General features: G+C 70.9%; 16 protein-coding genes. 10 read left to right on the forward strand and 6 right to left on the reverse strand.

The annotated features are described in order from the left end of the window. The first annotated feature begins 29 nt into the window (after nt 1-29). Genes ACQBAT_RS13220 through ACQBAT_RS13230 form a run of 3 tightly spaced genes read left to right on the forward strand, consistent with a single transcriptional unit; the run spans nt 30 to nt 3,294 of the window. The gene (locus ACQBAT_RS13220; RefSeq protein WP_420747321.1) at nt 30-1,631 is read left to right on the forward strand and encodes an ABC transporter permease; all 1,602 of its coding nucleotides are present in this window, start codon (nt 30-32) and stop codon (nt 1,629-1,631) included. A gap of 5 nt (nt 1,632-1,636) precedes the next feature. After that, entirely contained in the window at nt 1,637-2,803 is a 1,167-nt protein-coding gene (locus ACQBAT_RS13225) for an ABC transporter ATP-binding protein (protein WP_420747322.1), read from the forward strand. Beyond that, nucleotides 2,800-3,294, forward strand: a complete 495-nt coding sequence (locus tag ACQBAT_RS13230; RefSeq protein ID WP_420747323.1) for a DUF4442 domain-containing protein — start codon at nt 2,800-2,802, stop codon at nt 3,292-3,294. The genes ACQBAT_RS13225 and ACQBAT_RS13230 overlap by 4 nt, the downstream gene beginning before the upstream one ends. 76 nt (nt 3,295-3,370) lie before the next feature. Here ACQBAT_RS13230 and ACQBAT_RS13235 read toward each other — a convergent pair whose 3' ends face one another. Continuing rightward, on the reverse strand, nt 3,371-5,272 hold the full coding sequence (locus ACQBAT_RS13235; protein WP_420747324.1) for an anthranilate synthase family protein: 1,902 nt from the start codon (nt 5,270-5,272) through the stop codon (nt 3,371-3,373). An 89-nt stretch (nt 5,273-5,361) separates the two neighbouring features. On the opposite strand from ACQBAT_RS13235, the gene ACQBAT_RS13240 reads away from it, so the two are divergent. Then, nucleotides 5,362-6,228: a low molecular weight phosphatase family protein gene (locus ACQBAT_RS13240; protein ID WP_420747325.1), complete on the forward strand. Its 867-nt coding sequence runs from the start codon at nt 5,362-5,364 to the stop codon at nt 6,226-6,228. Between the two features lie 13 nt (nt 6,229-6,241). Continuing rightward, the gene (locus ACQBAT_RS13245) at nt 6,242-6,850 is read left to right on the forward strand and encodes a three-helix bundle dimerization domain-containing protein (RefSeq protein ID WP_420747326.1); all 609 of its coding nucleotides are present in this window, start codon (nt 6,242-6,244) and stop codon (nt 6,848-6,850) included. Nucleotides 6,851-7,121: 271 nt separating this feature from the next. Here ACQBAT_RS13245 and ilvD read toward each other — a convergent pair whose 3' ends face one another. From ilvD to ACQBAT_RS13265, 4 genes are all read right to left on the reverse strand, one after another. Continuing rightward, nucleotides 7,122-8,873: a dihydroxy-acid dehydratase gene (gene ilvD / locus ACQBAT_RS13250; protein ID WP_420747327.1), complete on the reverse strand. Its 1,752-nt coding sequence runs from the start codon at nt 8,871-8,873 to the stop codon at nt 7,122-7,124. Further along, nucleotides 8,866-9,903 (reverse strand): ketol-acid reductoisomerase, encoded by a 1,038-nt coding sequence (gene ilvC / locus ACQBAT_RS13255; RefSeq protein ID WP_420747328.1) that lies wholly within the window; start codon nt 9,901-9,903, stop codon nt 8,866-8,868. The genes ilvD and ilvC overlap by 8 nt, the downstream gene beginning before the upstream one ends. Nucleotides 9,904-9,968: 65 nt before the next feature. Next, nucleotides 9,969-10,454 carry an acetolactate synthase small subunit gene (gene ilvN, locus ACQBAT_RS13260; protein ID WP_420747329.1) on the reverse strand — a complete coding sequence of 162 codons (486 nt, stop codon included), beginning with the start codon at nt 10,452-10,454 and terminating at the stop codon, nt 9,969-9,971. After that, a complete protein-coding gene (locus tag ACQBAT_RS13265) occupies nt 10,451-12,274 on the reverse strand; it encodes an acetolactate synthase large subunit (RefSeq protein ID WP_420747330.1) in 1,824 nt (607 codons plus the stop codon). Before ACQBAT_RS13265 ends, ilvN begins: the two co-directional genes overlap by 4 nt. A gap of 401 nt (nt 12,275-12,675) precedes the next feature. Between ACQBAT_RS13265 and ACQBAT_RS13270 the strand changes: the two genes are divergently transcribed. The 3 genes from ACQBAT_RS13270 (at nt 12,676) to ACQBAT_RS13280 (ending at nt 15,710) form a co-directional block, all read left to right on the forward strand. Further along, nucleotides 12,676-13,536: a PadR family transcriptional regulator gene (locus ACQBAT_RS13270; protein ID WP_420747331.1), complete on the forward strand. Its 861-nt coding sequence runs from the start codon at nt 12,676-12,678 to the stop codon at nt 13,534-13,536. 97 nt (nt 13,537-13,633) lie between these two features. Then, nucleotides 13,634-15,028: a dihydrolipoyl dehydrogenase gene (lpdA, locus tag ACQBAT_RS13275; protein ID WP_420747332.1), complete on the forward strand. Its 1,395-nt coding sequence runs from the start codon at nt 13,634-13,636 to the stop codon at nt 15,026-15,028. Nucleotides 15,029-15,170: 142 nt separating this feature from the next. Then, nucleotides 15,171-15,710, forward strand: coding sequence for a PspC domain-containing protein (locus ACQBAT_RS13280; RefSeq protein ID WP_420747333.1), 540 nt, complete (start codon nt 15,171-15,173; stop codon nt 15,708-15,710). Nucleotides 15,711-15,845: 135 nt separating this feature from the next. Here the strand turns inward: ACQBAT_RS13280 and ACQBAT_RS13285 are convergent, their stop codons facing one another. Next, nucleotides 15,846-16,748 (reverse strand): hypothetical protein, encoded by a 903-nt coding sequence (locus ACQBAT_RS13285; protein ID WP_420747334.1) that lies wholly within the window; start codon nt 16,746-16,748, stop codon nt 15,846-15,848. 167 nt (nt 16,749-16,915) lie between these two features. Here ACQBAT_RS13285 and ACQBAT_RS13290 point away from each other — a divergent pair, with 167 nt between their 5' ends. Next, on the forward strand, nt 16,916-18,946 hold the full coding sequence (locus ACQBAT_RS13290) for a beta-propeller domain-containing protein (protein WP_420747335.1): 2,031 nt from the start codon (nt 16,916-16,918) through the stop codon (nt 18,944-18,946). Between the two features lie 381 nt (nt 18,947-19,327). Next, nucleotides 19,328-20,698: a bifunctional o-acetylhomoserine/o-acetylserine sulfhydrylase gene (locus tag ACQBAT_RS13295; protein WP_420747336.1), complete on the forward strand. Its 1,371-nt coding sequence runs from the start codon at nt 19,328-19,330 to the stop codon at nt 20,696-20,698. Nucleotides 20,699-20,701 lie beyond the last annotated feature (3 nt).

Here is a 20,701-nt window from a genome sequence, read left to right on the forward strand (position 1 = left end):
CACACCCAGCGCTGACCGTCGGGGCCCTCGTGGCCACGGCGGTCGCGCTGCTGCCCCTGGCCTATCTGCTGATCCGCACCGGGCAGGGCGGTCTAGCGCAGTGGTGGTCGATCGTCGGCACCGAGCGGGTGGCTCGGCTGGCCACGACCTCGCTGCTCCTCGCGATCGTGGTCACCGCCGCCTGTCTGGTCATCGGCGTGGCCGGGGCCTGGTTGGTCACCCGCTCCAACACCCCCGGCCGCCGGATCTTCGCGGTCCTGCTGGCGCTGCCGCTCGCGGTGCCCAGTTATGTCGCCGCCTTCACCTGGGTCTCGGTGGGCGACCTGTGGTCCAGCGCGCCGGGCGCGCGCTTCGAGGGCTTCGTCGCCGCCGCGGTGGTGCTCACCCTCTACACCTACCCCTACGTCTACCTCCCCGTCGCCGCCGCGCTCGTCAAGGTCGACCCGAGCCAGGAGGAGGTGGCGCGCGCCCTGGGGCGGGGGCCACTGCATACCCTCCTGTCGGTCACCCTCCCCCAGGTGCGTCCGGCGATCGCCGGTGGCGCCCTGCTCGCCGCGCTCTACGTGCTCGCCGACTTCGGCGCGGTCTCGATCCTGCGCCTGGACACCTTCACCCGGGCGATCTTCACCGCCTTCAACGTCGGCTTCAACCGCGGGATGGCGCTCGCGCTGGCCACGCTCCTGGTCATCCTCACCGTGGTCATCCTGTGGGGCGAGGGGCTCACCCGTCGCGCCGGCGCCCGCTTCTCCGCGCCCCGCGTCGTGCGCCCGGCCCGGGCCCTGGACCTTGGCGTATGGCGTTTCGCCGGTCTCGCAGGCCTGCTCGCCGTGGTCGTGACCGCGCTGGGCGTGCCCGCCGTGTCCCTGGTCCGCTGGATCAGCGCCGGGACGACCGCGGCCAATGCGTGGAGCCGGCTGGGTGATGCGGCGGTGGGCTCGCTGACCGCCTCGCTGCTCGGCGCCGGGCTGACCATGCTGCTGGCGCTGCCGGTCGGGATCCTGGTCGCCCGCCACCCAGGGCGACTGTCCCGCCTGCTGGAGCGAGCGGCATACCTGGGCCATTCGTTGCCGGGAGTCGTGGTGGGGCTCTCGCTCGTCTTCTTCGGGGTGACGGTGGCGCTGCCGCTGTACCAGACCACGTGGCTGCTGGCGCTGGCCTACGCCACCCTCTTCCTGCCGCTCGGCGTCACCGCTGTCGCCTCGGCCGCGTCGCAGGCGCCGCCCTCGCTGGAGGAGGCGGCCGCGAGCCTGGGGACGAGCCCGGCCAGCGTCTTCGGGCGAGTGACGCTGCCGCTGACCCTGCCCGGGATCGGCGCTGGCGCCGCGCTCGTCTTCCTCACCGCGATGAAGGAGTTGCCCGCCACCCTGCTGCTGCGCCCGACCGGGATGGAGACCCTCGCCACCCGGCTGTGGGGCGCCACCGGGATCGGCCGGTATGCCGAAGCCGCCCCCTACGCCCTCGTCCTGGTCGCGCTGGCCGCTGTGCCGACCTGGATCATCGTCCGGCGGACCGGGATCCTCCCCGCTGCCGGTGACCGGGAGACGGCCGCGCTGATGACCCGCACGGAGCCGCTGCACCAGGAGCCCACGGAGGACCGGGATCTCGATCTCGTGCGAAGCGTGAAAACATGACTCTGATGCCCACCAGAACCAGCACCCCCAGCGCCACCAGCGCGGGGACCACGAGCGAGCAGGCTGCCGCAGCCGCCCGCGAGGCGACGCGTGCCGTCGAGATCGTCGGCATCGGCAAGTCCTTCGCCGACGTGCAGGCGCTGCACGAGGTCAGCCTGCTGTTGGACCAGGGCGAGTTCCTGGCTGTGCTCGGGCCCTCCGGCTGCGGCAAGACGACGCTGCTGCGCTGCATGGCCGGCTTTGAGCGGATCGACCGTGGGCGCATCGCGCTGGGCGGGCGCGCCGTGGCTCTGCCCGGCATCCACCTGCCCCCGCACCGGCGCCAGGTCGCCGTGGTGCCGCAGGAGGGCGCGCTCTTCCCGCACCTGTCCGTCGCCGAGAATGTCGGCTTCGGCCTGGGTCGGCAGAGCCTGCGCGGCGGGCGCGGCACGAGCCGGGCCCACCGCATCGACGAGTGCCTCGAGCTGGTCGGCCTGGCAGGGCTCGGGCGCCGGATGCCGCACGAGCTCTCCGGTGGTCAGCAGCAGCGTGTCGCGCTGGCCCGGGCGCTCGCGCCGCGGCCGCCGCTGGTCCTGCTCGACGAGCCGTTCAGCGCGCTCGACGCCACCCTGCGCGTGGATCTGCGTCGTGACGTGCGGGCCGCCCTGCGCGAGACCGACACCACCGCGATCCTGGTCACCCACGACCAGGGCGAGGCGCTCTCCATGGCCGACCGGGTCGCCGTGATGCGCGATGGCGAGCTGCGCCAGGTCGGCACCCCCGAAGAGGTCTATCTCAGCCCGGCGGACGCCTGGGTCGCGAGTTTTGTCGGCGAGGCCGACCTCGTCCCGCTGCCGGTCACCGGCCCCGGCCCGGACCGTCGGATCGAGACGCCGCTGGGCCCGGTCACCGTCGGTGAGGCCGCCTTCCTGGGCGCCGACCACGTCGTCATCCGCCCCGAGCAGGTCGTCCTTGGCCACCCGGAGGGCGTGCCCGCCGTGGTGCGCGCGGTGGACTTCCACGGCCACGACGCCCTCATCGCGCTCGAGCTGTCCGACGGCAGCACCGCCCACGCCCGCACCTTCACCACCCGCCCCCCGGTCGTCGGGGACCGCGTCAAGGTCGGGGTCGCCGGCCAGTGCCGCGTGGTGCCGAGCGGCGGCGTCGGACCCGAGCCAGGGCATACGGCATGAGCGGGAGCACCCAGCGGGTCGGGCGGATCAAGTCGCTCGCCACCCACCACCGCACCCTGCAGCACGGCATGAACGCCTGGCCGCCCTTCCTCTTCTCCGGCATCCGGATCCAGAAGATGAGCTCGGACTTCCGACACGTGCGGGTGCGGCTGCGGCGGCTGCCGACGACCACCAACTACGTGGGCACCCTGTTCGGCGGGTCGATCTTCGCGATGACCGACCCGTTCTGGATGCTGATGATCCTGCGCAACCTGGGACCGGAGTATGTCGTCTGGGACAAGGCCGCCGAGATCGAGTTCGTCTCCCCCGGTCGGTCCTCGGTGACCGCAACCTTCGACCTCACCGACGAGCACCTGGATGAGCTGCGCGAGGCTGCCGCCGGTGGCGAGAAGGTGCTGCGCTGGTTCGAGAACGACGTCGTCGCCGATGACGGCACCGTGGTCGCGCGCGTGCGCAAGCAGATCTACGTGCGCCGCAAGCGCGACGCCTGAGCGCGGCCGCACAAGGCAGCACCAGGTCCGCGTCGACCCACCAGAGGCCGGACCACCCGTGCCAGACGAGGGCGGCTCAGGCGGAGGTGGTCAGCGCGTGCCGCAGCAGGTCGTGCAGCGCCACGAGCCCATCGCGGGAGAGCACCGACTCGGAGTGCCCCTGGATCGTCGCGACCCCCGGCCCGCGCAGCGCCACCACGGCCTCGTCGGGCTCGTGCACCGAGATCTCGAGCGGCCGCCCGGCCACCGCGACCTCGCCCTGCTCCGGCGGCCGCGCGACGAAGGTGTTGTAGAACCCGATCCGCCGCACCTGCCCGAAGAGATCGACCGGCAGCTGCACCCCCTGATTGGGCCGCGGCAACTTGCCGATCTCCAGCCCGGCCAGCGAGGCCAGCACCTGGTGCGACAGGCACACGGCCAGCACCGGCTTCCCGGCCTCCAGGCGCGCCTCGACCACCTCGCGCAACCGCTGGATCCGCGGGTCCTCGGCATCGTCGGGGTCACCGGGACCAGGACCGTAGAGCACGAGGTCCCACCGCGCGTCCAGCACGTCCTCGACCTGCACCTGCTCCCACCGCCGCACCTCGGCAGCCATCCCGACATGCCGCACCATGTGCGCGAGCATCTGGGTCCAGGTGTCCTCGGCATCCACGACCAGCACCCGCTTGCCGGTGAGCACCGGGTCGGGCCGGGCCTCCTGCGGCGCCAGCCAGAAGGGGGAGAGCGAGTCGTTGCGGCCGGACAGATCCTCGGCGACGCCGGGCAGGGAAGCCAGCTCCACGGCATACCCGAGCTCGCGGCGCGGCCGCAGCCCCAGCGCGGCCAGCATGCCCCGCGCCTTGGCCGAGGTCTCCGCCACCTCCGAGAGTGGGTCGCTGTGCCGCACCAGCGTGGCCCCCGCCGACACCCGGATCGAGCCGGCCGCGTCCACGTGCGCGGTGCGGATCAGGATGGGCGCATCCAGCCGCTCACCACCCTCCTCGTCCAGGTCGATCAGCGCCAGCACGCCCGAGTAGTAGCCGCGCCCGGTCGGCTCGTGCCGCCGGATCACCGTGCAGGCGTTCTCCATCGGCGAACCGGTCACGGTCGGGGCAAACATGGTGGCGCGCAAGACATCGCGCACATCCGCCTCGCTCGATCCGTCGAGCAGGTACTCGGTGTGCGTCAGGTGCGCCATCTGCTTGAGGTAGGGCCCGGTGATCCGCCCGCCGTCCGAGCAGATCTGCGCCATCATCTTCATCTCCTCGTCGACCACCATGAAGAGCTCCTCGGTCTCCTTGGTGTCCTTGACGAAGCGCCGAAAACTCGGCTCGACCTCGGCCTCGTCCTGCGGGTGCCGGAAGGTGCCGGAGATCGGGTTCATCCAGACCCGCCCGTCGCGCACGCTCACGTGCCGCTCAGGGGTCGCGCCGACGAGGGTGTGGCCGGGGGTGTGGACGGCGAACGTCCAGTACGCATTGCGCTCGTCCACGAGCAGCGTCCGCAGCCAGGTCAGCGCGGCGATCGCGGGGTCAGAATCAGTGTGCGCCAACACATCTCGCCGGATGACGAAGTTGGCGCCCTCGCCATTGCCGATCTCGTCCTCGATGACCCGCTCGACGGTCGCGGCGTAGTCCTCGTCGCTCACGCTGAACCGCTCCCCGCTCACCTCCACCGGCACGTCCGGCAGCGCGGCGACCAGGTCCGCAACGTCCAGGGTCTGGTATGCCGTAGGTCCGGTCGGGCGCAGCACGCGCAGCGGGGTGCCGTCGTCGTGGGCGTCGAAACCCCGCTCGGCGATCTGCCGGAAGGGCACCAGCGCGAGCACCGGAGCGCCCGCCTCGGGGCGCGGGAGGTCGGCCAGCCGGTCGAGGTCGACGACCTCGCCGAGGATGACTTCCGCCGGACCGGGGTCACCGTTCTCGCCCTGCCGCCACAGGATGGCCCACGACTGGCCCGAGGGATCGGCGAGGAGCTGCTCGAGGGCGCGAACCGGCATACCGGACATCCTCCCATCCGCCCACGGTGTTCACCGACCCGTCACCTGATCCTCACCCGGCGTCGGGCCGCCGCTGGTTGGCTGTTGGCATGGCGCGCATCGACGACGACGAGCTGAACAAGCTGACTGAGCACCTCATCGAGAAGTACCGCGGGAGCCTGGACGAGGACACCGTCCGGACCGCGGTCGGCACCGCCCGGGAGGAGGTGGAGGAGACCTCCGAGATCTCCGACTTCGGGCCGATCTTCGTGCAGCGACGCACCGAGGAGCTGCTCCGCGAGCGGGCGAAGGAGCAGGACCTGGACCTGGACCAGGTGCAGCAGGTCCTCTTCATCGACGACGAGAACACCGGCCGCAGCCGGATGGCCGCCGCGATCGCCAACGCGAGCGGTGAGGGTCTGGTGCGGGCCCGCTCGGCCGGCGTCTCCCCCGCCGAGGAGATCCCGGACACCGTGGATGAGGTCATCCGCGACCGCGGGCTGGAGCCCGAGCCCGACGAGGTCCCCCCGATCACCGGCAAGGCCGCGCTCGCCTCGGACGTGGTCGTCACGCTCGGGTTGAGCGAGGAGGAGCTGGCCGAGATGCCGGCCCACGGTCTGCACCAGATCGACTGGGAGGACGTCAAGCCGCTGGACGGCAGCTCCGCTGAGGACCTGGGTGCCGCCTTCGACCTGCTCAAGGAGCGCGTCGAGGAACTCGTGCACACCCTGCTCCACGACGAGCTCGGCTCGCGGGAGGTCGACCCGGAGGTGCAGAAGGAGCTGGACGACGTGCTCGAGGAGCTGCACGCCGAGAGCGGTAGCGAGGTGTCGGCCGACGAGGGCGAGCCCGCTCGTGAGGCGTCGGCCGACGAGGGCGAGGCCGCTCGTGAGGCGCCGGCCGACGCGGGCGAGCATGCGGGCGAGGTTGCAGACAACGAGGGCCAGCCCGCGGGCGAGCGCCGCGCGGCGGACTGAGGGAGCCCGAGCCATGGACCAGGACCTGACCCGCCAAATCATCCGCCGCCTGACCGACCGCTACAACGGCGCCTTCACCGAGGCCGAGGTCGAGGGTGTGGTCACGGACTCGATCGCAGGGCTCGAGCCGACCAACAAGGCGCCGCAGTTCTTGCCGGTGCTGGTGGAGAAGTTCGCCCGCGAGCGCCTCATCCAACTGGCTGATGCCAAGGGGGTGGACCAGCAGGGCGTGCTCGATGTGCTCTTCATCTGCAATGGCAATGCCGGCCGCTCGCAGATGGCCGCGGCCTTCGCCAACGCGCAGTCCGACGGGCGGATCCGCGCCTGGTCGGCGGGCGTCAACCCGCTCGGGGAGGTGCTGCCCGACGTGGTGGCCGCGATGGAGGAGAAGGGCATCGACCTGTCCGAGGCCTACGCCAAGCCGATCACCGCCGACGCCACCTCGGCGGCGGATTATGTCGTGGCCATCGGCGTCCCCGAGCGCGACCTGCCGGTCCACGGCCGGCACCACCTCGACTGGGACATCGATCCCGTCATCGGCCAGGACTCGGCCACGACCCGCCGCACCCGCGACGAGATCGAGCGCCGCGTCACCGACCTCGTGACCGAACTCACGCGCTGACCCCGATGGGTTCCAGTCGGGACACCCCCGACACGACCGACCCCCAGCGTTCACGTGAACGCTAGGGGTCGGTGCGTCCGGGCGGGGCGCACCCCAGACCGGCCCGGTATGCCGTATGAGAGGCGCAGCGCAGACCGCTCGACCCGGCGCGTCCCCGGTCGGGACACACCGCGTCCCCGGTCACGACAAACCGCGTCCCCGGTCGAGACAAACCGGGTCCCCGGTCACGACAAACAGGGTCCCCGGTCGGGCCAAACCGGGTCCCCGGTCGTCAGTGGGTGACGGCGCCTTCCGAGGCTGAGCCGACGAGGGCGACGTACTTGGCGAGGACGCCGCGGCGGGCGCGGTCCGGGGGCTCGGGGGCTGACCAGGCCGCTCGGCGGCGGTCAAGCTCCTCCTCCGCGACCTCCAGATCCAGTCGGCCATGGGCCACATCGAGCACGATCTGGTCGCCGTCCTCGACCAGCGCGATCGGGCCGCCCTCGGTCGCCTCGGGCGCGATGTGGCCGACGCACAACCCGGTCGTCCCACCGCTGAACCGGCCGTCGGTGATCAGCAGCACATCCTTGCCCAGCCCGGCGCCCTTGATCGCCCCGGTGATCGCGAGCATCTCGCGCATCCCCGGGCCGCCCTTGGGCCCTTCATAGCGGATCACCACGACGTCCCCGGCCGCAATCGTCCCGTCCTCGAGCGCATCCATCGCCGCCCGCTCACCGTCGAAGACCCGCGCCGTGCCTCGGAAGACCTCGGAGTCGAAGCCCGCCGACTTCACGACCGCACCACCTGGCGCCAACGTCCCGTCCAGGATCGTCAGCCCGCCCGTGGCATGGATCGGGTTGTCCAGCTGCCGGATCACCGTGCCGTCCAGGGGCGGTGCCCCGAGCTCGGCCAGGTTCTGCGCCACCGTCTTGCCGGTCACGGTCAGCGCATCACCGTGCAGCAGCCCCGCGTCGAGCAGCGCCTGCATCACCACCGGGATGCCGCCGATCCGGTCGATGTCGACCATCACGTGCTGCCCGAAGGGCTTGACATCGGCCAGGTGCGGCACCTTCGCACCGATCCGTCGGAAGTCCTCCAGCGACAGCTCCACCTCGGCCTCCCGTGCGATGGCCAGCAGGTGCAGCACGGCATTCGTCGACCCACCGAAGGCCATCGTCACCGCGATCGCGTTCTCGAAGGCCTCCTTGGTCAGGATCTGCCGGGCGGTGATCCCGCGCCGCAGCATCTCCACGACCGCCTCACCGCTGCGCCGGGCGAACCCATCCCGGCGCCGGTCGGTGGCGGGCGGCGCCGCGGAGCCGGGAAGCGACATACCCAGGGCCTCTGCGGCAGCGGCCATCGTGTTGGCCGTGTAGAACCCGCCGCACGCACCCTCGCCCGGGCAGATCGCCCGCTCGATCGCGTCCACGTCCTCGCGCGACATCAGCCCGCGCGAGCACGCCCCGACCGCCTCGAAGGCGTCGATGATCGTCACCTCGCGCTCGGAGCCGTCCGACAGGCGGGCACGCCCGGGCAGGATCGACCCGGCATAGACGAAGACCGAGGCGAGGTCGAGCCGCGCCGCGGCCATCAGCATCCCGGGCAGCGACTTGTCGCACCCGGCCAGCAGCACCGACCCGTCCAGCCGCTCGGCCGACATCACCGTCTCGACCGAGTCGGCGATGATCTCGCGCGACACCAGGGAGTAGTGCATTCCCTCGTGCCCCATCGAGATGCCGTCGGAGACCGAGATCGTCCCAAACTCCAGCGGGTAGCCGGCCGCCGCGTGCACCCCGTCCTTGACCGCCTTGGCGAGCCGGTCGAGCGAGAGATTGCACGGGGTGATCTCGTTCCAGCTGCTCGCGACGCCGATCTGCGGCTTGGCGAAGTCGTCATCACCCATCCCGACCGCGCGCAGCATGCCGCGGGCGGCCGCCTTCTCGAGGCCGTCCGTGACGTCCCGCGAGCGCGGCTTGATGTCGGGCTGGCCGTCCGATCCCGTATGCCGTGTGCTCGCCTGCGTCCCGGTGCTCGTCTCAGCCACGGGCCGCCGACCCCTCGACGTAGTCGCCGTCGTTCTCGTGGCTCTTGACCCAGGCCATCATGCCGCGCAGGTCCTTGCCGACGGCCTCGATCGGGTGGGCGGCACCCTTGTCGCGCAGGCCCGTGAACTCCGGCGCGCCCGCCTCCTGGTCGTCGATGAAGCGCTGGGCGAAGGCGCCGTTCTTGACGTCCTCGAGCACCGCCTGCATGTTCTCCTTGACCCTCTCATCGATCACGCGCGGGCCGGAGACGTAGTCGCCGTACTCCGCCGTGTCCGAGACCGACCACCGCTGCTTGGCGATGCCGCCCTCATACATCAGGTCCACGATCAGCTTGAGCTCGTGCAGGCACTCGAAGTAGGCGACCTCGGGCTGGTAGCCGGCCTCGATCAGCGTCTCGAAGCCGTACTGCACCAGCTGGCTCATCCCGCCGCACAGCACCGCCTGCTCGCCGAACAGGTCGGTCTCGGTCTCCTCGGTGAAGGTGGTCTCGATACCGCCGGCGCGCAGCCCGCCGATCGCGGCGGCGTAGGACAGCGCGAGCGCCTTGGCGTTGCCGGTCGCGTCCTGCTCGACGGCGACGAGCACGGGGACACCGCGGCCGTCGACATACTCGCGGCGCACGAGGTGGCCGGGGCCCTTGGGCGCGACCATGCAGACGTCCACGTCGGCCGGCGGGGTGATGTAGCCGAAGCGGATGTTGAAGCCGTGGCTGAAGAAGAGCGCCTTGCCCTCGCTCAGGTGCGGCTCGATCGCCTCGGTGTAGAGGTGGCGCTGCACGTGGTCGGGGACGAGCACCATGATCACGTCGGCCTCGGCGCAGGCCTCGGCGGGCGTCACCACCCGCAGGCCCTCGGCCTGCGCCTTGGCGCGGCTGCCGCTGCCCTCGGCGAGCCCGACCCGGACGTCCACCCCCGAGTCGCGCAGCGACAGGGCGTGGGCGTGACCCTGGCTGCCGTAGCCGAGCACGGCCACCTTGCGCTGCTGGATCAGGGACAGGTCGGCGTCGTCGTCGTAGTACATCGTGGCCATGTCGGCTCTTCTTCTCCTGTGGTCGGGTGGTGTCTGGTTCAGGTATGGCGTGTGGACGGGTCGTCCTAGAAGGCGGCGGCCGCCATCGCGCCGACCGGGCGGGGGCCGTGGTCGTTGATCTGCCACAGCTGGGCGCGGATGGCGTCGGCGTCGGCGAGCTCCTCGATGTGGATGACCTCGACCAGCTTGTCCAGCTGGCTGGTGACGCGGTGCAGCTGCTCGTCGCTGACGTTGACGACGATGGTCATCCGGGAGACCTTGCTGTCCTCGGTCGGGCCGACGACGAGGTGGTCGATGTTGAAGTTGCGGCGGGCGAACAGGACCGAGACGCGGGCGAGGACGCCGGGGTTGTTCTCGACCAGGACGGACAGGGCGTGGCGGGTGGTGCGGTTGCTCATGGCGGTGGTGCCTTTCGGGTTGGGGTGCTGCTGCTCGTGGGGGGTGGTGGTGCTGGTCGTGGTGGTCTTCGCGGTGGACGGGGCGGGGTCGTAGGCGGCGGGAGCGGTCGGAAGGGCAGGCTCCTCGGGCGGGTAGTCGTGCAGGAGGGTCACACGTCCTCCCCGAAGTCGGGCCGGACGTCGCGGGCGTAGAGGACCTCGTCGTTGCTGGTGCCGGCGGCGACCATCGGCCAGACCATCGCATCCTTGCTGACGCGGAAGTCCACGACCACCGGGCGGTCGTCCACCTCCATCGCCTCCTCGATGGTGCGGTCGACGTCCTCGGGCCGGTCGCAGCGCAGCCCGACGCAGCCGTAGGCCTGGGCCAGCGTGGTGAAGTCCGGGACCTGCATCGAGGGAAGCTGGGAGGCGGAGAAGCGCTCGGAGTAGAAGAGCGCCTGCCACTGCTTGACCATGCCCAGGGCGGCGTTGTTGATGATCGCGACCTTGATCGGGATGCCCTCGACCGAGCAGGTGGCCAGTTCCTGGTTGGTCATCTGGAAGCAGCCGTCGCCGTCGATCGCCCAGACCGTCTGGTCGGGTCGGCCGACCTTGGCGCCCATGGCGGCGGGCACGGCATACCCCATGGTGCCCAGGCCGCCGGAGTTGAGCCAGCGGCGGGGCTCTTCGTAGCGGACGAACTGGCTGGCCCACATCTGGTGCTGACCGACGCCGGCGGCGACGATCGTCTCCGGTCCGGACAGCGCCCCGATCCGCTCGATGACGAGCTGGGGTGCCATGGCGCCGTCGGAGGGCTCCTCATAGCCCAGCGGGTAGCGGGCCTTCCAGTCCACGCACCGGGCGACCCAGGCCTCGTAGTCGGGAGCCGCGCCGGCCGCGGTGCGACGGGTCCACTCCAGGATCAGCTGGGTGATGGTCGAGCGCGCGTCGCCCGGCAGTCCGACGGCGCACGGGAAGTTCTTGCCGATCTCGGCGGGGTCGATGTCGGCGTGGATGATCGTGGCGTTGGGGGCGAAGGTGTGCTTGGCGCCGGTGACCCGGTCATCGAAGCGAGCACCCAGGGAGATGATCAGGTCCGACTTCTGCAAGGTGGTGACCCCGGAGACGCTGCCGTGCATCCCGGGCATCCCCATGTGCTGGGGGTGGCTGTCGGGGAAGACGCCGCGCGCCATCAGGGTGGTGACGACCGGCATACCGGTCAGCTCGGCCAGCTGGCGCACCTCGGCATGGGCGTTGGCGCGCACGCATCCACCACCGACGTAGAGCACCGGCTTGCGGGCCGTCAGCATCAGCTCGACCGCGTCGCGGACCGCCTCGGGGCTGACCAGGCCCGGGACCCGCAGGCCCGGCATCGGCAGCTCACGGAAGGTGTCGTCGGCCTGCGCGACCAGCGCGTCCTTGGTCACGTCGACCAGGACCGGGCCGGGACGGCCGCTGGCCGCCAGGCGGAAGGCCGAGGCGACGGTCGGCGCGATCTCATCGGGCCGGGTGACGAGGAAGGAGTGCTTGGTGACCGGCATCGAGATGGACCGGATGTCGGCCTCCTGGAAGGCGTCCGAGCCTATCGCCGTGCTGGCCACATTGCCGGTGATGGCGACCATCGGGACCGAGTCCATGTTGGCGTCGGCCAGCGGCGTCACCAGGTTGGTCGCCCCCGGGCCCGAGGTCGCCAGGCACACGCCCACGCGACCGGTGGCAGCGGCATACCCCTGGGCGGCGTGGCCGGCTCCCTGCTCGTGCCGCACCAGGATGTGTCGGATCCCCTCCGCGCCATAGAGCGCGTCGTAGAGCGGCAGGACCGCCCCGCCCGGCAGGCCGAAGATGTGTTCCACACCCACGCGCTGCAAGGTGGCGACGAGGGCCTCGGCGCCGGTCCGCGGGGTGGGCCCGGGAGTCGCGCCGCCGGTGCTGCCGGGGGCGATCTCCGCAGCGCCGTCGGCGAGCGCGGTGCTGGTCGGATGCGTGGTGGTCATGGTCTGTCCTGACTGCTGGTGGCTGGTGGTGGAGTCGGAGGTCGGGTGTCGGGCAACAAAAAACCCCTCGGCCCGGCGGGCAAACGAGGGGAGGACGCGACAGCGGCTGGGGTTAGGCCGTGTCACGTCCCGAGGTAATAAGTACGAGGGCAAAGATCTGCATGCCGACAACAATGACCGGCGACTGCCCCGCCGTCAACCCTTCTGCCGCAGATTCCTCGGGAATGTGATGCACGGCACATGACGTAGCGTCAATCTGGCGTGAAACGCTGTTATCGATATAGCGTTGACATATCGAGATGCGTCGTGACACTCTGTGATGTGTCGCGACACCAGCGCGGCGGCGGACGCTGATCCGACTCGTGAATCACCTCGCGCCGCACACAGTCAGGGAGGACACCATGACCAACCGAGGACGGGGCTTCGACCCCGAGCAGTTCTTTGGCCCGGAGGGGCCGTTCGGACCGCGTGGCCCGATGGGGCCGGGCGGCATCTTCGGCCCGCAGGGCCCGTTGGGGACCGGCGGCTGGCCAGGCATCAACCTGGGCGACCTCATGGGTGAGAAGGGCTGGGCCGGCGAGCGGCGCGGCCCCCGGCCGGGCGGCCGACGCGCGCGCCGCGGCGACGTCCGCAGCGCCATCCTGGAGTTGCTGCAGGACGAGCCGATGAACGGCTACCAGCTCATGCAGGGCATCGCCGAGCACACCGACGGGGCCTGGACCCCGAGCTCGGGCGCCATCTACCCCGCGCTCTCCCAGCTCGAGGACGAGGGGCTCGTCGAGCAGATCGAGCTGGACGGGCGCAAGGCCTACCAACTGACCGACCTGGGGCGTGAGGCTGCGGATGCCGGCCCCTCCCTGCTCTTCGGCAACCGCTCAGGCTCCGAGCCGGACGACCCGTGGAGCGGTGGGCGTGGTCGGCGGCCCGAGCACCGGCGGGGTCGCGACCGCGACCACCGGCACCGCGGCGAGCGCGGCGACCGGGACCACGGGTCGCGCAACAAGAGCGGCAGCACGCTGTGGAAGGCGCTGGGCAGCCTGGCGATGGCCACCCAGGCGGTGGGCCAGGCCGGCGATGACCGACTGACCGGGCAGGCCGCCGAGGTGATCGACCGGACCCGCCGCGATCTGTACCGCATGCTCGCCGAGGCGGAGGTGGCCAAGGACGAGGACGACTTTCGCGGATCGGGCTCCGACGGGGACTCCTCAGCCGGCGAGGACGAGGAGATCTTCGACGGCGAGATCGTCGACGACGAGAACTGACCGACACGAACGGAACGAGCAGTCCTCCTCGGGCACCTCGACCGTGCGCGGGGGTGCCCGGGGGCGGCAGCCCCCGGGTGACGGCATACTTGGGCGTATGGCCGATCACTATGACGTTGTTGTCCTGGGCGCCGGTCCCGGCGGGTATGTCGCGGCGATCCGCGCGGCCCAGCTGGGCAAGAAGGTCGCCGTCGTCGAGAAGAAGTACTGGGGCGGCGTCTGCCTCAACGTCGGGTGCATCCCGTCCAAGGCGCTGCTGAAGAACGCCGAGCTCGCGCACACCCTGCAGCACGAGAAGAAGAAGTACGGGATCGAGGGCGACGCGACGATGGCCTACGGGCCGACGCACAAGCGGTCGCGGCAGGTCTCCGAGGGCATCGTCAAGGGTGTCCACTTCCTGATGAAGAAGAACAAGATCACCGAGGTGGACGGCTGGGGCACGCTGACGTCCCCGACCTCGATGGACGTCGAGGGCGACGGTGGGGACACGACCAGCCTGACCTTCGACAACCTGATCCTGGCGACCGGCTCGGTCACGCGGATGCTGCCCGGGGTCGAGGTGAGCAAGAACGTCGTCACCTATGAGGAGCAGATCCTTGACGACGACCTGCCCGGCTCGATCATCATCGCCGGCTCCGGCGCGATCGGCGTCGAGTTCGCGTACGTGATGGCCAACTTCGGCGTGGACGTGACGATCGTGGAGTTCCTGGACCGGATGGTTCCGCTGGAGGAGGCCGAGGTCTCCAAGGTGCTGGCCAAGGAATACAAGAAGCTCGGCATCAAGGTCCTGACCTCGACCAAGGTGGAGTCCGTCGAGGACACCGGCGACGGCGTCAAGGTCACCGTGAGCAAGGACGGGAAGGAAGAGGTGCTGGAGGCCGACCGGCTGCTCTCCGCGATCGGCTTCGCCCCCCGCACCGAGGGCTTCGGCCTGGAGAAGATCGGGGTCGAGCTCACCGACCGTGGGGCCATCGCGATCGATGACTACATGCGCACCAATGTCGACAACGTCTACGCGATCGGCGACGTCACCGCCAAGCTCATGCTGGCGCACGTGGCCGAGGCGCAGGGCATCGTCGCCGCCGAGACCCTGGCCGGTGCCGAGACGATGCCGATCGACTACCGGTTCATTCCGCGCGCGACCTACTGCCACCCCCAGATCGCCTCGATGGGCCTGACCGAGGAGCAGGCCAAGGAGGCCGGCCACGAGGTGAAGACGGCGACCTTCCCGTTCCAGGCCAACGGCAAGGCAGTCGGCCTCGGCGCCCCCGTCGGTTTCGTCAAGGTCGTCGCGGACGCCGAGCACCACGAGATCCTCGGCACCCACATGATCGGCCCGGACGTCACCGAGCTGCTGCCGGCCGTCAACGTGGCCCAGACCTGGGACCTGACCGCCGACGAGGTCTCCCGCGTCGTCTTCGCCCACCCGACCCTGGGCGAGGCCGTCAAGGAGGCCATGCACGGCATCTCGGGGCACATGATCAACTTCTGATCCACCTCGATCGAGCACCGAACGGCCCCGCACGCCCACCGCGTGCGGGGCCGCTCGCTGTCTAAGCCGGGGGATATCCCCCCTGCCGATCCGGGAGTCCACCGGCTGCCGCCGCCCCCCTCGCCCGGGGGATCGTAGAGGCATGAACGAGATCAAGCCCCCGGTCCTCCCCCTCCCCGACCAGCACCGCGCCTCCGGACCGCAGGGCCCGCAGGACACTCCCCCCACCGGCTCCCCCTACGGCCAGCCGACCACCTCCACACGCACCCCGACCGGCAGCCGCGTCGACCAGGGCTTCGCGACCCTCCAGCGCTCGCCCCTGCGGCGCAACTCCTACCGCGGCATCGTGGGCGGCGTCTGCGCCGGCATCGCGGAGAGCACCGGCTTGTCAGTGGTGGCGGTCCGCGCCATCGCGGTCGTCCTGGGCTTCTTCGGCGTGGGGATCGGCGCCTACCTGCTGGGCTGGGCGCTGCTGCCGGACGAGGGTGGGCGCACCCACGCCGAGCAGGCCATGAAGGACGGACGCGCGCGCTCGATGGTCGTCCTGGGCCTGGGTGCCTTCGCCCTCCTCGGCGTCCTCAGCTGGATCTTCAAGAGCTGGCCTCTCCTGATCGCCGCGGCCGTCGTGGCCTTCGTGGTCGCCAAGAAGAAGGGACACTTCTCCGACCACGCCCACGGCTGACGGGGACCCGCAGGCTGCCCCTCCTGCAGCCGCCGCTCCCCTCCGGCGCCGGCTCGACCACCACGGTCGGGCCGGCGCCGTCGCGTCCGCTCACATCGGGCTCGGCGGAGGGAACGCGCCACCCTGCGGGTCGCCTCACCCCAGCTTGGCGCGCAACCCCTCCAGCGTGGCGATCGTCTCCTCCACCTTGGCCAGGGCACGGCCGACGTCCTCGCGCGCGACCTTGATCCGCTGTCCCACCATCACATCGGTGAAGAAGTTGTCGAACCAGATGTCCAGGCCGCGCGAGAGCTGATCGACGATCGGCGCCCCCAGGCCGGGCAGGTCGACATCGGCCAGCTCCCGCGAGAGCCGCTGCATCGCCTCCGCAGCCCGGTCCAGCAGCTCGGTCGCCGTGTCGAGCCGGTCGTGCTTCATCATCGAGGCGAGCATGCCGCCGTCGAAGAAGGTGTCGTAGGTCGACCAGTTCTGGGCCTTGCCCAGTTGCTCCCAGGCCGCCTCCAGCGCGTGGTGCGCGGCGTGGCCCGCCTCCAGCGCCTCGTCCAGCTCCCGCCGCCACCGGATGTTCTCCAGCTGCCTCCCGGCCTCGTCCGCGCGATCACGCAGCACCCCGGCGTCCGGCTCCTCGGCGCGCCGTCGCACCTGCGCCAGCACCACCTCATACCCCTCCTCGACGTCGCCCAGCCTCCGCAGCGAGGCGACGAGGGAGGCGTCCTCGCGCTCCAGCTGGGCCAGGTGCTCCTCGGCCCGCCGGAGCCCGTATGCCGCAGCCTCCTCCTCCGCCCGCTCACGCCCGAGCCGGTCCTGGAGTCCGCCGCGCATCGCTGCCCAGGCCCGCGTCGGCGAGGCGCCTTCGAGTCGGCGGACATCCCGCGCCTCCTTGTCCCAGGCGGCCCGGAGACGGTCGACCTCCTCGTGCGCCTCGCGCAGCTGGGGAGCCAGCCCGCCACGGGGGGAGGTGAGGCGCTGGTGCTCGGCCCGGGCCTCGGTGAGCGCGTCGAAGCGCGCGGCCAGCTCGGCATAGGAGTCGGTGCTCATGGCGCTCAGATGTAGCAGACCCGACACCGGTTCCGCTCTGCCCTGAACGACAGCTGAAGCCCCGTCATCACCCCACCCAACTCCGTGGCCACGGCGACGGAACCAACGTCACGCAGGATGCGTCATACGGGGGTCATCGTCGACCATCCGCACCCGAGGGGGCGCTCATGCCTCGCACCACCCGCACCACGTGGACCGCTTCACTCCTCGCCCTGCCGCTTGCAGCTGGCGCGATGCTGACCGGCTGCAGCAGCCCGCCGGACCGACCCGGCTCGGGCGATACCCCCACCACCACGGCGGCCTGGGACACGGTCCAGGCTGGCGCCGCGATCACGGCCCTCCCCGCCGGCTTCCTGCAGCCGTTCGACGACTGCTCCGAGCTGCTGACCTACTACCAGGCCAACGCCCTGGAGCTGGTGACGCCCTACGGCCTCGGCGCGGGGCGCGGTTATCACGGCGGGGCGGTGGACGAGGCTGGCACCGCCGATGCCGCCGCCGGTGCCGAGAGCGTCGACGGTTCCTTGGCCGGCGCCAGCGCCTCGGGACCCGATCACTCCACCACCAACGTGCAGGAGGAGGGCGTCGACGAGGCCGACGTCGTCAAGACCAACGGCACCATCATCGTGGCGATCAGCAGCAGCAGGGTCCAGATCGTCGACGTCGCCACGGAGAAGGTCATCTCCACGATCACGATGCCGGGCAGGCGCGAGAACGCCTACCCTTCCGAGCTGCTCCTGCACGGCGACACCCTGGTGATCCTGGGTCAGGAGTGGGCCAGCGCCCAACCGCTGCGCGACCACTTCCTGCCCTTCGAGGCCGGCCGGACCCTCATCACCACGGTGGACATCTCCGATCCCGCCTCGCCGCGCACGGTCGGCACGATGCGGGTCGAGGGCAGCTATCGCTCGGCGCGGATGATCGACGACACCATCCGGCTGGTCATGGTCAGCGAGCCGACCGGCCTGCAGCTCACCGGCCCACGCACCAACTCGCTGCGGGCCGAGGACGAGGCCGAGCAGCGCAACCGGGAGCTCGTGCGCGCCACAACCATCGATGACTGGATCCCCCACCGCCAGCACCTCGACGCCGACGGCCAGGTCATCTCCACGGAGCCGCTGCTGGGCTGCGACCAGATCTCGCGGCCGCGCGACCCAGCGGGACTCTCGACGCTGTCGGTGCTGAGCTTCAAGGTCGGCGAGGCAGCCCCGACCAGTGGGACCGGCCTGGTCGCCAGCGGCGCCACCGTCTACGCCTCCCCGGACCGGCTGATCGTCGCGACCAGCCCGTGGGACATGTGGAACTGGATGCCGATGGATACCTCATGGATGCGGGGCACCCCCTCGGTCAACACCGATCTGCACGCCTTCGACATCTCCGACCCGGACGCCACCAGCTATGTCGCCTCCGGCAGCGTGGGCGGCCGGATCATCAACCAGTGGGCGCTGGATGAGCAGGAGGGCGTGATCCGGGTCGCCACCACCACCGACCCGCCCGGTGCCTCCCAGGCCTCGCACTCCTCGCTGATCATGCTGCGCGAGGACGGCGACCAGCTCGCCGAGACCGGCCGGGTGGACGACCTCGGGGTCACCGAGGAGATCCAGTCGGTGCGCTATCTGAGCAAGGACGTCGCCGCGATCGTCACCTTCCGCCAGGTCGACCCGCTCTACCTGATCGACACCTCCGACCCGACCAACCCGACGGTCGCTGGCGAGCTGAAGATCCCCGGCTACTCGGCCTATCTGCACCCGGTCGGCGACGGCTGGCTGCTCGGGGTCGGCCAGGACGCGGACGAGCAGACTGGACAGACCAAGGGCGCCCAGGCCTCGCTCTTCGACATCCGCGACCTGAGCAACCCGCAGCAGACCGAGGTCGTGGTCTGGAAGGACAGCTACTCCCCGGTCGAGAGCGACCACCGCGCCTTCACCTACTGGCCGCGGACCGGGCAGGTCTTCATCCCGATCACCCAGTGGACCGACAATGGCGAGGGCAACTTCGGCGGCGTCCAGACACTCAGCGTGGCCGAAGGCACCCTCACGGACGGCGATCGGGTCAGCACCGCCGCCCCCAACCAGACTTGGGGCGAGGCACCGATGAGAACCATCGTCATCGGCGATGACCTCTGGACGCTGGACTACCAGGGCCTGGGCCGCTACGACCTCGCCACCCTCGAGGGCGGCTGGGCGGTCGACCTGCCCTGAGGCCAGATCTGACCTGCGCGGAGATTTTCTCGATTCCGTATGCCGCAGCCCGGGTGACGTGCATCTGTCACCTGGGTTGCGGCATACGGGGGAATCTTTCTTTCTCAGCGAACTGGCCGCAGATCCCTCGGAAACTGGCCTTGCCCGCTCCCTATAGACGCATTGACTTCAGCACCCAACCCCGGTAGACATCTGCCCATGACCACCGCACGTCGCCGAATGCGCAGCTGCTGAGCCCTCCCCTCGCAGCTGCTTCTCGCGACGTCGCGAGCCGCTCGCGCCCTACAGCGCCGACGGACCCATCACCTGCGCTGCCAGCCGGGCTCAGCAGAGCTTCCTTCGCCCTGCCCCACCCCGAGCACCCACCGAAAGCGCAGATCGATGACCTACACCGACTTCACCACCCGCCAGATCCACGCCGGCCAGACCCCCGACTCTCAGACCGGCGCCCGCGCGCTGCCGATCTACCAGACCACCTCCTACGTCTTCGCCGACGCCGACCAGGCCGCCAACCGCTTCGCGCTGGCCGAGTTGGGCCCGATCTACACCCGGATCACCAACCCCACCCAGGAGACGGTGGAGAACCGGATCGCCGACCTCGAGGGGGGCGTCGGCGCGCTGCTCGTGGCCTCCGGCTCCTCAGCGATCACCCTGGCGATCCTCAACATCGCCGGCGCCGGTGACCACATCGTCTCCAGCCCTAGCCTCTACGGCGGCACCCAGAACCTCTTCGCCCACACCCTGCCCAAGCTCGGCATCGAGGTCAGTTTCGTCGAGGACCCGACCGACCCCGAGTCCTGGCGCGCGGCCAGCCGGGAGAACACCAAGGCCTTCTTCGGCGAGACGATCTCCAACCCGAGCAGCGACGTGCTCGACGTCGAGGCGGTCTCCGCGGTCGCCCACGAGGTCGGCGTCCCGCTGATCGTGGACAGCACCATCGCCACGCCCTTCCTGTCCCGCCCGATCGAGCACGGCGCTGACGTGGTCGTGCACTCGGCGACGAAGTACCTCGGCGGCCACGGCACCGCGATCGCCGGCGTGATCGTGGACGGCGGCCGCTTCGACTACGGCGCCTCCGGACGCTTCCCCGGCTTCACCGAGCCCGACCCGTCCTACAACGGGCTGGTCTACGCCGAGGCGCTGGGTGAGAACGGCATCTTCGGGGTCAACCTGTCCTACATCCTCAAGGCCCGCGTGCAGTTGCTCCGCGACCTCGGCCCGGCGGTCGCGCCGTTCAACGCCTTCCTCATCGCCCAGGGTCTGGAGACGCTCTCCCTGCGTCTGGAGCGGCACGTGCAGAACGCCCAGCGCGTCGCCGAGTGGCTGGACGCGCACCCGCAGGTGCAGGCGGTGCACTACGCCGGGCTGCCGGCCCACCCCTCCTACGAGAAGGCGCAGAAGTATCTCCCGGCTGGCGCCGGCGCGGTGCTGGCCTTCGAGATCGAGGGCGGGCTCGCGGCCGGGCAGGCCTTCGTGTCCGCGCTCGAACTGCACAGCCACGTCGCCAACATCGGCGACGTCCGCTCGCTGGTCATCCACCCGGCCTCGACCACGCACTCGCAGTTGACCGAGGAGGCGCAGCGGGCGGCGGGTGTCACCCCCGGTCTGGTCCGCCTGGCCGTCGGGATCGAGGGGATCGAGGACATCCTCGCCGACCTGGAGACCGGCTTCAGCGCGGCCAAGACCGCGGCGACCGGGCCGGCTGACGGCGAGGGCGACTCCGACTCCGACTCCGACACCGAGGCGGCCTGAGCC

Origin of the sequence: Ornithinimicrobium pulveris (genome assembly GCF_050261105.1) — a bacterium.
Classification (GTDB): domain Bacteria; phylum Actinomycetota; class Actinomycetes; order Actinomycetales; family Dermatophilaceae; genus Ornithinicoccus.

Coding starts and splice junctions, on each gene's coding strand:
- ACQBAT_RS13290 (WP_420747335.1), top strand. CDS start 16,916: ATGCCTCGCACCACCCGCACCACGTGGACCGCTTCACTCCTCGCCCTG.
- ACQBAT_RS13270 (WP_420747331.1), top strand. CDS start 12,676: ATGACCAACCGAGGACGGGGCTTCGACCCCGAGCAGTTCTTTGGCCCG.
- ACQBAT_RS13225 (WP_420747322.1), top strand. CDS start 1,637: ATGCCCACCAGAACCAGCACCCCCAGCGCCACCAGCGCGGGGACCACG.
- ACQBAT_RS13285 (WP_420747334.1), bottom strand. CDS start 16,748: ATGAGCACCGACTCCTATGCCGAGCTGGCCGCGCGCTTCGACGCGCTC.
- ilvC (WP_420747328.1), bottom strand. CDS start 9,903: ATGGCCACGATGTACTACGACGACGACGCCGACCTGTCCCTGATCCAG.
- ACQBAT_RS13280 (WP_420747333.1), top strand. CDS start 15,171: ATGAACGAGATCAAGCCCCCGGTCCTCCCCCTCCCCGACCAGCACCGC.
- ACQBAT_RS13245 (WP_420747326.1), top strand. CDS start 6,242: ATGGACCAGGACCTGACCCGCCAAATCATCCGCCGCCTGACCGACCGC.
- ACQBAT_RS13265 (WP_420747330.1), bottom strand. CDS start 12,274: ATGACCACCACGCATCCGACCAGCACCGCGCTCGCCGACGGCGCTGCG.
- lpdA (WP_420747332.1), top strand. CDS start 13,634: ATGGCCGATCACTATGACGTTGTTGTCCTGGGCGCCGGTCCCGGCGGG.
- ACQBAT_RS13295 (WP_420747336.1), top strand. CDS start 19,328: ATGACCTACACCGACTTCACCACCCGCCAGATCCACGCCGGCCAGACC.
- ACQBAT_RS13235 (WP_420747324.1), bottom strand. CDS start 5,272: ATGCCGGTTCGCGCCCTCGAGCAGCTCCTCGCCGATCCCTCGGGCCAG.
- ACQBAT_RS13230 (WP_420747323.1), top strand. CDS start 2,800: ATGAGCGGGAGCACCCAGCGGGTCGGGCGGATCAAGTCGCTCGCCACC.
- ACQBAT_RS13240 (WP_420747325.1), top strand. CDS start 5,362: ATGGCGCGCATCGACGACGACGAGCTGAACAAGCTGACTGAGCACCTC.